This window comes from Acinetobacter sp. AOR41_HL (assembly GCF_027854645.1).
In the GTDB taxonomy this organism is placed as follows: domain Bacteria; phylum Pseudomonadota; class Gammaproteobacteria; order Pseudomonadales; family Moraxellaceae; genus Acinetobacter; species Acinetobacter nosocomialis.
Window position 1 is genome coordinate 1 of sequence record NZ_JAKTHZ010000008.1, and the last position, 13,938, is coordinate 13,938.

A 13,938-nucleotide genomic window follows, 5' to 3' on the forward strand; every position below is an offset into this window, starting at 1 on the left:
GACAGCACGGCAGGCCAGATGACTTCACAGGCGAAGATTGATCTGCAAAGCCAGCAAGAAGTGAACAATACCCAAGGTGTGATTTCAGCAGATCAGGGGATTGAGGTTAATAGCCAAGGGTTAAATAACCAGAAAGGTCAAATTGGAACACAAGGGCATTTGACTCTGCAGGTGGAGAATTTAACTTTAAACAACCAAGCTGGATTATTACAGGCAGGTCAAGACCTCATTGTAGATGCGGCATCAATTGATAATTCACTATCTGGGAAGATCAGTGCTCAAGGTCAGGCTACATTACAAACTACAGGCCTTTTAAATAATCAGACTGGGGCAATTACAGCTAATCAGGACATTACTTTAACAAGCTATGGTTTAAATAATACCCAAGGCCAAATTGGTAGCGTCGCGGGAAGCCTGAATCTGGAGATGGGGGATCAGGTTCTAAATAATCAATCTGGGTCTTTGCTTTCTGGTCAGCATATTAATATTCATGCTTCAGGACTAAATAATAATCAAGGACAGATTATTGCTCGGCAAATTTTAGATATTGATACCGAGTTACAAGAATTGAATAATAAACAAGGTCTAATCAGTGCTGATACCGCGAATATTCGTTCTGGTACCTTAAATAATGATCAAGGGCTTATTCAAACGAATAATGTTTTAAGTATTGATACACAAAGTCACGATTTAATTAATACTCATAGTGGCAGCCAAGGTGGACTACTAAGTCAAGGTAATCTTACTTTGAAAAATCTTGCCACAATTGATAATACGCAAGGTTATATTGCTAGTGGTCAAACTCTAGATATCACTGCAAATCAGGTACAGAATGGTAGTGGTACTTTACTAGCAGCTCAAAACCTTAAGCTACAAGGTAGTGGACAGAACCAACTACTGAACAACCAGTCTGGTCAGTTATTGTCTATGGGCGATATGTCGTTGAATATAGACCGAATCAATAATGCTGGTAAAGTTAACACTACTGATACTAACAGCCATATTATGGCAGCTGGTCAATTAAATATTAGTACGCAGCAACTGGATAACCAAAATACAGCATTAATAAATAGTGGCACATCGGTTCAGGGGATTGATGCTGGAAGCTTGAACCTAAATGCTTTGGCTGTTGATAACCAATCTGGTGTAATTCGGAGCAGTAAAAATAGTCAATTGGATATTAGCCAACAATTAAATAACCAGTTCGGTGAAATCAGTGCAGTAGAGCAACTCGGTATTCAAGGTAACTCCCTTGCTATTAATAACCAAAAGGGCAAATTACTTGCGGGGGAAAATTTAAATATTGCGGCCTTGTCTCTTAATGGAGATGGTCAGATTTTAAGCTTAGGCAATGCTGATATTAAGTTACAAGAAAGCTTTAAGCAAACCCAAGCTGGACAGTTACAGGCTAATAATAATTTAAGTTTAACAACGGCTGGTGATATACAAAATGATGGAAAAATCAATGCCGGCAACACTCTAAAACTGAGTGCTACTAATGTTAATAATAGTCGAGATGCTCAGATTGAGAGCCATGATACTCAAATCACTGCACAAGATCAGATTAATAATACTGGACTGATCAATGGCGACTACACCACTCTAAAAGCCAATATCGTAAATAACCAAGGTTCGGGTCGTATATATGGTACAGAACTTGCGATTGGCGCTAATACGTTAAATAACTTGCCTGATGTTAATGGTCAGGCACCAGTAATTGCTTCACGTGGTGATATGAACCTTGGGGTTCAAACACTCAATAACCTAGCTAATACGACAGATTACACTAGTCAGGCATTGATTCTAAGTGCAGGGAATATGTATTTAGGAGGAGCTTTAGATACGAACCGCAAAGCAACTGGTCAGGCGAGTGTCATTAATAACGAAAGTGCCACGATCGAGTCTTTAGGAGATATGCGTTTATCTGCTCGTCAGATCAATAATATAAACAGGAATTTTAAAACGAAAATCGTAGAAGTTAGCCGTAAAGATGGATTAGAAAAGAGATTTAGTTCATGGCGTACATTTGATGGTGAACTTATTGATTTAAAAAATCCTGCTGAAGATTTTACAAAATATTTTTATAGTGAAATAGTGTCTGAAACACAAGTTACTGAATCAGCCCCTGGTCAAATTAAGGCTGGTGGCAATATGGACCTGTCTGGCGCACAAATATTGAATGATAAAAGCAAGATTTTAGCCGGTGGCTTATTCACGATTACCGCTGGAAATCTTAAGTCTGATGATACTAAAGGTATTAAAGAAACAATAGCTACAGGGATACGACAACTTTATGAAGTAAGATCGGGGAGTGATTATGATGAAAAAACTCCGTTTACTTATAAACAGGCAGCAGAGATTGATTTACCGATTAGCCAGGCCTTGGGTAATCAAAAATTTAATCAAAGTTCAATTTCAGTTACAGCTGTTTCCAATAATAAAAATGGTACTCAAGTTCAATATAGTCAAGTCAAGCAAAGCCATCTTAATGATTTAAAAGATAGTGATGTTTCGACACAGGTAGGCCAAGCACAAAATGCACAAGGAAAAAATATTAGTGTAGTCGATACTGTAAATACATCGAATAATACTAGTATTCAGACTGGGCAACAGACTCAGCTAACAAACCGAACTAAAGATATAGATGCGAAAATTACTGGTTCGCAGTCAAATGTGGCTCAAGCAGTTCAAGCTAATGGACAAAATTTAGATGCCGGGCATAGTGTAAATATCTCGAATAATACTCAAACTCAGTCTGTACAGCAGAATCAGCCAACAAACCAATCTAAAGATTTAGATGCGAAGATTAGTAGTTCACAGACAAATGTGGCTCAAGCAGGTCAAGCTGGCACACAAAATTTACGCATGGGTTCTAGTGCGAATGTATCGAATAGTACTGAAACTCAACAAGGACAACAAAATCAGGCATCGCCACAAGCTAAAGATTTAAGTACAAGTGTTACTGGTTCACAGTCAAATGTGGCTCAAGCAAATCAAGCTAATGAGCAAAACTTAAATATTGGTCATAGTGAGAATGTATCGAATAGTACCCAGACTCAGCAAGGACAAAAAAATCAAGTATCGCAACAATCTAAGGATTTAAATGCAACTATTGCCGAGTCACAGTTAAATGTGGCTCAGGCAGGTCAGGTTGGTGGACAAAATCAGGTCATTAAAGATGGCGAGCAGATAACAAATAGTAGTGAAATAAACGCTAGTCAACAGAATTATCCAGCACAAAAGTCTAAAGATTTATCAGTTGCGGTTGACAAATATACCCAACAAAAAGGGCATACTGCAGATCAAACAAATACCCAAGAAATGCTTGATCACGTAAATGCTCCAGATCAAGCTGCTGATGCTGTACAGTATGAAATACGAACTTTGACTACATCTGAAGTTAAAGTTCCGAATAGTGCGTTGTATAGAGTTAATAAAGATAGCAAAGCTGGTTATTTGATAGAAACTGACCCAAGTTTTACAAATTATAAAAATTGGTTATCTTCAGATTATATGTTGGATGCATTAGGCCTTGACCCTGCTCTACAACAGAAACGTCTTGCGGATGGTTTCTACGAGCAACGTATGGTGCAGGACCAGATTGCCAACTTAACGGGTTACCGCTTCCTTGCGGGCTATACGACGGATGATGAGCAATATAAAGCATTGATGAATAACGGGGTAACCTTTGCCAAACAGTATGGTTTACGTCCAGGTATTGCTTTAAGTGCTGATCAAGTCGCGCAATTGACCAGTGATATTGTGTGGTTGGTTGAAAAAGATGTGATCTTAAAAGATGGTACAAAAGCTAAAGCTTTAGTTCCACAAGTCTATGTAAAAGCTCGTGTGGGGGACTTAAAAGGAGATGGAACATTACTTTCTGGTAATAGCATCAAATTTAATCTAGATGGCGATCTAATTAACGGAGCGACAATTGCTGGACGCCAAGCAGTAGAAATTACAGCAGATAATGTCCATAACTTAAATGGGCGAATTCAGGGTAATCAGGTCGCGATTGAAGCTAAAAAAGATTTAAATAATATTGGTGGACAGATTATTGCCAAAGATGCAATGGCATTGAAGGTAGGTGGAAACCTAAAAGTTGAAACTACAACACGTACATCGACAAGTCAGGTAGGTGGTTTCGGTTCAAGTATAACTGGTGTGGACCGTATTGCAGGCTTATATGTAGGTAATGGTAGTACTTTACAACCGAATCAGGCGACACTAGTTGTAGATGTCGCTGGAAATACGTTATTGAAAGGAGCACAGATTAAAAACAATAACGGTGCCACTTTATTTAATGGTACAGGTAATATTGATATCGGTGCAGTAAATATCGGCAAACAGGAAAAATTATTTATTGATAACAAAAACGGTTATCAACTGAAACAGCAATCAGATATAGGTAGTGAAATTAGTAGTAACGGAACACTAGTAATTTCAGGTCAAAATATTACAGGGAAAGCTGTCCATCTAACTAGCCAACAAGGTGATATTCAATTACTCGCGCAAAAAGATATTCAACTGGATAATGGATTAAAGCAAAGTATTGTAGATAGTAAAACTGAATGGAAAGGATCATTTGGAGGTAAAAAATCTTCTACCTATAATGCTCATGAAACCGTTTCACTGGCAAATCAGCTGACTGCTGGTCAAAATATTATTATCAATAGCCATCAAGGTAATATTACTGCAACTCATCTACAAGCTAATGTTGGAAACAATATCCAGATACAGGCAGAGCAAGGTGCTGTAAATCTTTTGTCTGCAATTGATGAAAAAAGTGCAAGTTCAACTTCTTCTAAAAAGAATACAGCTACTTATAATAATCGTCAGTCAGGCTATATCGATCAAAATATTGCCCAAACAACTTTAAAAGCAGGTAATAGTGTTGATATAAATGCTGGCCAGAGTATTGAATTACAAGCTAATAATATACAAGCTGGTCAAAATATTTATGTGGGCAATACTTTGATGCAAAGACAAGCAGATGGCACATTAAAAGCTGCTGATGGATCATTGATGCCTAAAAATGTGACTTTATCTACATTAGAGACTCATGATCAACAGTGGGATGAACAACAAAAAGGATATCGGGGGGTAGCTAAAGAATTAGTCAAGGGACTAGCGATTGGTTTACCTGGATTGCAAGCAGCAGCTCCTGGTTTTGATTTGCAGAAAAAAATAACAGTGGGCGAGTCAACAAGTCAGCGAACTGAACAGATTCGACAAATAGGATCAAGTTTAAATGCAGCAAATATTGCTATTGGTTCATCTGGACAAACAACATTAACTAGCGCAGATCTGACAGCGAAAAATGTTGCATTATCAGGTCAAAAAGTGACGCTAAATGCTGCTGAAGAACAAAATATTGAAAGCCGCAGCCATAGTATTGAAACTATTGAAGGTTTAGGTGCTAAGCTAAATAAAGATAGTATTCGTTTAGGCGGTTTTGTTTCCGAAAAAGATAAAAATACTTTAACTACGACTGAAACTACTCATAAAGCAGGGGCTATTAATACTGGTAACCTAATTATAAAAGGAACAGAAGGAGTAGATGTTTTAGGACAGAATATTAAGGCTACGGGTGATACAACAATTGATCATGGTCGAGGAGAACTTAATATTGGTGGTTATGAAAATAAAAACATCACAGAGGGAAAAACAAAAAATGAAAAAATAAGTGCAGAAGTTGGCGTAAGAAATGCTTATTTAGATGCTGCTCTTGCAGTGGTTGCAGTTAAAGATGCTGCATCGGCATTGAAAGATGCCAAGAATGCATATAGCCAAGCTCAGCGAGATTATGCAGCAGGTAAACTCACCAAAGAAGCATTAGATGATAGTAAAGCTAATGTTGCGATGGCTACAGCAAATTTAGCGAGCGCACAAATTGCAGTAGCTGCATCTGTTGCAGCGGCAGCAGCAAATTCAGGAACATATGGTTTTACTATTGGTGCAAATGGAGAGCATATAGAAACAACAACAACAACGACTACGACTCAGGGACAATGGCAAGGTAGTCATTTAGATCTGAATAATCTGACACTTAAATCAGAAGATCAAAATGCCAATATTCAGGGCAGTCGCTTAAGTGCTACGGGCACAACCACTTTCAACGGTACCAAAGATCTGAATATAACGGCGGGTATAGAGCATGGTTCAAAAGAGAGTAGTAGTAAAACCACTAGTCAGAGTGTGAGTTACACCTATGGTGGTGGCGGTGGTGCTTCAATTGGTAAACAAACGAGTAAATCACAGAGTGAAAGTCTCACCCATGTGAATAGTGAAGTTAATTTGAACCGTACAGAAGGTCAGCTTAATACGTTAAATATTCAAGGTGGAGAGGTCTCAATTGCAGACCGGGGTAATTTGCAGGTCAATCAAATACTTGTAGAAAGCTTACAAGATACGGCGAAAAGTAGTAACAGTAGTAAAGGCGGCAGTATTGGAGCTGGTTTTGGTTCAAGTGGTATCAGTAATGTTAGTGCCAGTTATAACCAAAGCAAAGGTAGTAGTGACAGTGCGTGGGTCAATAACACAAGTAAGCTAATTATCGGTGATAAAGACCACGATGCGAACCTTGATGCAATGGGAGTTAAACAGGTTACGAATGTTGGTGGTGTGATTGCAAATGCGACTAAGAATGCAGATGGCACATTGACTGACCATAAAGACCTGAATTATAGCGGTGCGTTAGAGCTCAAAGACCTTCAAGACCATAACTATAACAGTAGCCGTGGATTTAATGTTTCGACCACAATTGGTAAAACCACTCAAGAGAAAGACGGTGAGAAAGGCAAATATCCGAATGGTAGTACGACGCTTGGCTTACAAAGCAATGGACAGGAAACAGAGCAGTTAACCAAAGCCACGATGGGGCTTGGTACGGTTAAAAATACAACTGAACTGACCAATCGTGACATTAACACTACTCAAGAGATTACCCGCGATCAAACCACAGGAATGTTAAATGGCAGTGTAACGGTCGATCATCGATTACTGAGTGAAAGTGGAAGAGCGGAGATTGTTCAGCAGCAGAAGGATTTGCCACAGAATGCTGAGATTGTTGGAAAAATGACAGCGGCAGGTGTAACAAGTTTAGGTGTGGCTACGGCTGCTTTAGCAAGTGGAGACCAAAATCTAAAACAAGCTTATGACACTGTTATGAATCCTGCACGGACGTTCGATTTTGTACAGAAGCATCCAGAAGCTGCAACAGTTTTAGAGCAGTTTAAAAATGGTGATTATGATGGATTATTACGAACTAAAGGTAGTATTCAATTATTAGCACAAGCACTAGGGCAAGATGTGGATGTACTTACAACATCAATGACGTCATTACTTGGTATTAAAGGTGCTTATGACCATCAAACAAATACTGTTGTTTTAGACGTAAATAATGAAAACAGATCATCTATCTTAAGCACAACAGGCCATGAAATAGCGCATGGACAAGGGATTAGCAATGAAACTTCAGCAGATTTAGTAGGTCAGGCTACTGATTGGGCTTTTGAGTCAGGAGTTAAAAACAACCAAGGCACAATTGATCAATATAAAGATCAATTAGGTGATGGAAAGGATGCTTCTACTCAAGCACAAAATGTAGCTGTGTTAGAAAAAGACAATACTAAAGCACTAGACGCAATATCTGATCATGCAGATCAGATTGATGAAAAAACATCATATTGGCAAGATATAAAGCACTTAGGTTGTTGGAGTAAGGAATGTACAGTTGCCTATCAAAAAATGGATGCTGCACAAGAAAAAGCATTTAGGCTTGGTCGGGCTAAAGCCGTTACAAAATTCATGAATGACATTAAAAACCTGCCAAATGTTCCAAAAGAAGTTTATGACGCACTGACTAACGATCCGATGGGAACAATCGAAGCAATTTGGGATGGAGTCAAAAATATTCCAGGCGAGTTATGGCAAACAGGGAAGACCATCACAAAAAATAATTTAGTTGGTAGCAGCCCAGCGGATTTTGAAAAACTAGGTAATGCCGAGATGACAGTAGTTTTAAATGCTGTAAGTTCTGGTACGGTTACAGTTGCGAAAAAAGGAGGCAAAATTGTTGTTGAGGCTGCTAAGAAGGTTAAACTTAAGGCTGATTTTGACCCTAGTTTAAATGTTCAGACTAATGGTTTTTCTTTACCGCCTAAAACGACACCTAAAGTTATTGATTTAAAGGCTGGTTCTAAAGGCGATTGGAATAAATTAGCGAATAAACCTGAGTCGAATACCATTTATAAATTCGAAAATGGTTATACTTATAAGACTGATGCAAATGGTCGTGTAAGTTCAGTCCAAGCTGATCTTGAATTAGGCAAAAGTGATAGAAACAGTTATCAACAGAAAGTTTCTGGACGAGCTGATAGAGCACAGGATGATCATGGTGGACACCTAATTGCATCTATGTTTAAAGGTCCAGGTGAAGGTATCAATATCGTACCAATGGATAAGACATTCAACGGTTCAAGTGGTGCATGGTATCAGCTTGAAAGTGATTGGAAAAAAGCTTTGGAAAATAATCAATCAGTTAAAGTAAATATTCAACCAGTTTATACTGGAGCGAGCAAACGTCCTGATAGTTTTATTATTAATCAAAGTATTAATGGTATTAGACAACCTTCTTTACAATTGAAAAATACTGCAACAGGAAAATAGTTATGAGTGAGCAGGAAATTTACCAAAAAATAGGCGAGTTATTATGGTCAATTATGCCACAAGATGCTCAAATTATTACATTTATAGGAAAAATTTATCCAGAATATCAAGGGTGGGGTACTAGTTTTATTCTAAAAAATGGAAAATTAAGTACATTTGATTTCGGAGAAGAGCCTGCGGATATTGAACTGCAGATAAAAGATTTAGCTAATAATTTGAGGAATTTAGATATATTTAAAGAAAAATGGACACATTATAAAATAACATTAACTGATACTGGAAAATTTAATATAGATTTTGCCTATATACCAGAAGAAGATAGTTGGGTGAGTTTATATATGAAAGGAATTAGTGATTTAAGTGAAGAAGAACTTGATAAAGATTACTCTCAAATTCCTAAAGAATTATGGAAAGAGCGTATAAAAATGAAAGAGCAAAATAAAAAATAGATTTATCAATCTAAAAATTAATTTAAGAAAGCCTATCTAATATTGATAGGCTTTTTTATACATGATAAGCACGCTAGTCATCTAGTTATATTAATAGTTAATGGACTAAAAAGACATTAAGATTGCCTCAAATTATTATAATTTCATTGGAATGGTTCAAGTAATGCACAACAATTGAATGGTACATCTAGAAGTATTCCAAATAAGGATATACCATCTGAACTTAAGTCAATTGGACAATAAAATGATTAAACTAGGTAATCAAAATTTTAATTTCCAGATTTTACCTGGAAAAATGAATGGTAAACTTATTCCTATAAGGATTTATATTAATGGAAATATTTTAGGAGATTTAGAATATTCTACATATATGCCTAGCTTTTTAGCAGAGATAAAGTCGGTAATTAAAGATTCTTACTACTATAAAGGAGATTTCAATAAGGATAGTTTCTATGAAATATTGAAAGAGGCTGTTGATGATGTAGAAAAAGGCTATAAAATTACTTTAGAAGAAACATTCGATGATTTTATTAAACGTGTAGGGCGAAATGATAATGAAGTCTTTTTTTTGTGGTGTTTGCAAGATAATTGTGATTCTAAATATAATAGAGAAAATATAGGTAAGATTGTTTTTACATCAATTTCAATAAGCGATTATATATTTGCCTCTAATGAGTTGTTTAAATGGGTAAGAAAAAGTATGAATTTAAACTATAGTATAAGCTAAACTATATAAATAAACTATCATTTAGTTTATAATTTAATAAAAGTTAGCAATGCTTCCGTTATTAAAAAGACGGAAGCATTTTTTTAATAATAAGCAAGATTAATCGTAATTGTTAGAACAAGATCTAATCTAAAATATTGAGAAAGTAAAATGTTATTTGGTGATCCTAGTATTTTTGCCTTAAAGTGTATTGATACTGATAGTAGGCAAAGAAAATTCATGGTTAACTTAGTGCTTATTATAAATGGAATTGAAGTTGGTACATTAGAGGATGGTACTTATATTCCAACGTTTAAAGCAAGTCTTAATAGAATTGTTAATCCAGAAAAGCTTGACTTAGAGAAAATAAAACTAAGTACAGAAGGAAAATATGATTATTTCTTAAATCCTAATACAACTGGAAAATATATGGCAAGCTTAGGTGACTCCTTTGATGATTTTGATATTTTCTTTTATGAATCTGAATCAGATTTTGTTGAATTTATTTGGCGACTTCATTATCAAACAGTATTTTCTTATCATGGTTTAAGAAGTGATATTATTTATTCGGGTAATGTATCAATATCTTGTTTATTAAATATTATTAAAGAGTTTTTAGAATGGGTAAATGCTGTAGATTAGATTTTAAATAAGTATATTAAAAAACCACTTAATTTAAAGTGGGTTTTTTAGTTAGTAGTAATAGCCAGTCTTAGATTTGCCAATGAGGTAGAAAAGGATAAACAAGGTCAGCCTAATGGCTCGACATTTTTTCCTCAAGGATGGTCGGAAGCAAGATTGAAATATGAACTATCAGAGGCTTTTAAAATAAGCCAGCTAGTTTACGTCCACAAGAAGGTTTTACTATTACTACACCTTCTGGGGTAAAAGTTAAGTTTGTACCACCTAGTGGTAATATTAGTGAATGGCGAGGATGGCCTTTACAATGATTGAGGTTAAAATGATTTTAGAATTTTCTTATACTTTACGTGAAGAATATGAAGGTGATGAAGGAACTCTTGTTCCACAGTTATTTAGATTAGATAATCTGGATGAAAATAGAGGGCTTGAAAATTTTTTAGAAGGTGATGATGATTATTTATACTTTATCAGTAATGTTGATACAAGTAAAAAAGTTAAAAGTATACTTATTCAATTAAGTAATATATTTGATGATAATAATAATGAATGCCAATATATAGTGGATGGCTATTTTAGAAAGGCAGAAGTATGTAAGGATATAACAGCTTTTAATATAATGCCTAATATGCAAATAGGTTATAGAGGTGGTATACCTACAGATTTATTTTTAAAAATTTTGAATTTGTGGGGGGAATATCTTAAATCGGGAAGTAAGGAAAAAACAATTGTTGAAATTTGATGTTTGTAATTGTTTCTGTTGGAAATTTTGATATCTTATTTTGTGAACTTGAAACCATTTTTGTTTAGTTAATTTGGTAACTTTATAATGAAGAAGTATTTTTTCAGCTTGGTTTAAGAAGCGATATTAATTATTCAGCTAAGGTATATTAAATATTATTAAACAATTTTAGAATAGCTTGATGCCTCTAGATTAGGGTTAAATAACTATATTAGTAAAACCCACTTAATTTTAAGTGAGTTTTTTAGTTATCAGTAATAGCAAATAAAGTTAATGAAGTAACTGAACCTATTGATTTTGATGGCCGTATTTTGAATGTTGAAATTAATGAAAGAGGGAAATTAACTGGTGGGCATAGTATTGCGGATGGTAATGTAAATATTGTTTCACGAGGTATGCCAAATGAACAAGGCATTTATAGTGCGAAAATTAGTGTTTCTGATCCTAAGACTCTACTAAAACTTTTACAAAAACATCAACAATGTTCCCTGACAGTTGGAGTGCAGATAGAATTAAGATAGAGGTTGAGGCTCTTATAAAAATAAGCAGATTTATACAAATGAAAAAGGGGACGAAATGTGGAAAGGAATAACACCTAGTGGTGTAACAGTAACAGGCTATTTGAAACCTAAGCCCACAGTTTATCCTTTAATGGGGAAGTAATATGAAAGTAAAATTATATTGGTATGATAGATGGAAAGATGGGGTTTTATATCCTGAAGGGGTGGACAAGAATGCACCAACTAATTTTAAAGGTTTAATTTTCAGCTTATTAAATGATGATGAAGGTCATGGTTTAGCATATTTAAGTAATTGGATAGATGAAGGGCTAATTGAGGTAGAAAAAATTCATAATGGTACGTTAGATTTTTATGATATGTGGGGGCATGCATGGGGAGCTGAAATCTCCAAAGAAAATGTTCTTATTTATTGGGGGTATGATGATACTGAATGTGAAGAAAACATGAGTTTTGAAAGTTTCTACACAATTTTAAGAGAATGGAGTCAATTTCTCAAGACAGAACCAAATGAGACAAATATCGTAGAGTTTGAGTGTTAAATTTTTTTATTTTATGATGAAAAGTGATTTTAACTATTAATAATTAAATTTAAAAAGCCTATCAATTTTAGATAGGCTTTTTTATAGGTAAGGATGATGGAGGTCACCTAATGGCTCGACATTTTTTCCTCAAGGATGGTCGGAAGCAAGATTGAAATATGAACTATCAGAGGCTTTTAAAAATAAGCCAGCTAATTTACGTTCACAAGAACGTTTTACTACTACTACACCTTCTGGGGGTAAACGTTAAGTTTGTACCATCAAGCCAAAGTCCTAATTCTACAGTGAATCAATGGCGTGGCGGGCCTTTATAATGAGGAAATAAATGAGATGAAAATTAAATTTCAATATGTTCTAAGAGAAGAATATGAAGGTGATGAAGGAGTATATGTACCAACACTCGGTTGGGAGGTAGCCCCATATAAAAATCAAGCGGAGGGATTTGATGCATATCTTAGAGGGGATGAAGACTTTTTGGATTTTATTTCAAGCATAGATAATTTAGAACTTATATCTGAGGCTTTATTAAAAATTGAGAGTATATTGAGAAATCAAAGAAAAGAAATTATTTTTTCTCCTTACGGTGATATGGGGGGAAGTGTGAAATTTACAAAGGAAATTACGACATTTAAACTTCGTACTAACAAAACTAAAAATTATCGTGGAGAAATCTCTACTGAATTATTTTTAAAAGTATTGATTCAATGGAAAAAGTATTTGGAATCTAATACAAAAGAGTGTGAGGCAGTAGTTATATAATAATTTAATTAGATTAAAGAAACCTATCAATACTAGATCGGCGTTTTATATAATTAGAGAAAATTCTACCTTTAAATCGATTCACGATAAGAGGAAATTCAAACTATTAGGAAGTGAATTGTTCGATCTTTTAAGAGAAGAGTTAATTGGCCAGTATGAAGTTACCTATGAAAATCAAGATAGCTTAAAAAATTACTCTCCAGTTAACCTAATTATATGACATTGTATGGCTTCTAAAAATTTTTTAATTTTTTTGAAAAATGGGGAAGTTGAAGATTTCCTTCTCAGAATGCACCAATTTCAAATCAATAGATATGGATGAAACATGAATTCAATAAATCGCAGTAGTAAGTTCTTTCTTGCAGTTTTTCTAATGATGAGTCTTTCAAATACATATGCAGCAAAGACACAGGTTGAAGAGGTTGACGCAATGGAAGCTGCTGGAGCAGAAGTGGCAGAAGCGGGTGGAGCTGATGTTAGTGGAGTAGAGGTTGAATGTGGTGCTGATGGAGCTTGTTATGGTGTAACTTCTGTAGCTCCCGTTTCTGATGATGAAAGGTACGGTGGTATTGAACAGGAATATGTTGTAAAAGGCTGTAAAGTAACGGTCTACAATGATGGGCCAGTGAAAATGGTCGATGTAAAGACGGATCAACCATGTGATGCTCCACTTCCTAAAGGTCATAAATTCTCTAAAAAGAACCATTAATTATTTTATGTAGCATCTTTAAACAGGTGCTATTGAGATGAATTTACCAAGCCACAAGCCAACTGAGAGTAAGAGGCTTATTTTTCTCATCTATTCTGATTAGGTACTATAAGAATTAGCCCAATCTTTCTTATTGCTGAACTCAATTATTTTTTAAAAAACTATAGAAATAACAACATCTGATTTTACCCGTAGATTTTGTAG

The 13,938-nt window shown here is 35.2% G+C and carries 8 protein-coding genes and 1 pseudogene; all 9 read left to right on the top strand.

Translation table 11 applies throughout. The annotated features are described in order from the left end of the window. Positions 1-18 precede the first annotated feature (18 nt). A pseudogene (locus tag MKL35_RS01260) lies at positions 19-8,670 on the top strand (DNA/RNA non-specific endonuclease); the annotation flags it as partial. 2 nt (positions 8,671-8,672) lie between these two features. Then, positions 8,673-9,119, top strand: a complete 447-nt coding sequence (locus tag MKL35_RS01265) for an immunity protein YezG family protein (RefSeq protein WP_032012284.1) — start codon at positions 8,673-8,675, stop codon at positions 9,117-9,119. Between the two features lie 244 nt (positions 9,120-9,363). After that, positions 9,364-9,846 carry a hypothetical protein gene (locus MKL35_RS01270; protein ID WP_146134257.1) on the top strand — a complete coding sequence of 161 codons (483 nt, stop codon included), beginning with the start codon at positions 9,364-9,366 and terminating at the stop codon, positions 9,844-9,846. Between the two features lie 150 nt (positions 9,847-9,996). After that, positions 9,997-10,467, top strand: a complete 471-nt coding sequence (locus MKL35_RS01275; protein ID WP_106479747.1) for a hypothetical protein — start codon at positions 9,997-9,999, stop codon at positions 10,465-10,467. Between the two features lie 304 nt (positions 10,468-10,771). Further along, complete coding sequence (locus MKL35_RS01280) at positions 10,772-11,206, top strand: hypothetical protein (protein ID WP_081404414.1); 435 nt, start codon at positions 10,772-10,774, stop codon at positions 11,204-11,206. A 311-nt stretch (positions 11,207-11,517) separates the two neighbouring features. Beyond that, positions 11,518-11,727 carry a hypothetical protein gene (locus MKL35_RS01285; RefSeq protein ID WP_032010605.1) on the top strand — a complete coding sequence of 70 codons (210 nt, stop codon included), beginning with the start codon at positions 11,518-11,520 and terminating at the stop codon, positions 11,725-11,727. 143 nt (positions 11,728-11,870) lie between these two features. Continuing rightward, entirely contained in the window at positions 11,871-12,266 is a 396-nt protein-coding gene (locus MKL35_RS01290; RefSeq protein ID WP_032010607.1) for a hypothetical protein, read from the top strand. A gap of 330 nt (positions 12,267-12,596) precedes the next feature. After that, the gene (locus MKL35_RS01295) at positions 12,597-13,025 is read left to right on the top strand and encodes a hypothetical protein (protein ID WP_004886313.1); all 429 of its coding nucleotides are present in this window, start codon (positions 12,597-12,599) and stop codon (positions 13,023-13,025) included. Between the two features lie 325 nt (positions 13,026-13,350). Further along, positions 13,351-13,734: a hypothetical protein gene (locus MKL35_RS01300; RefSeq protein ID WP_004700627.1), complete on the top strand. Its 384-nt coding sequence runs from the start codon at positions 13,351-13,353 to the stop codon at positions 13,732-13,734. Positions 13,735-13,938: the final 204 nt, after the last annotated feature.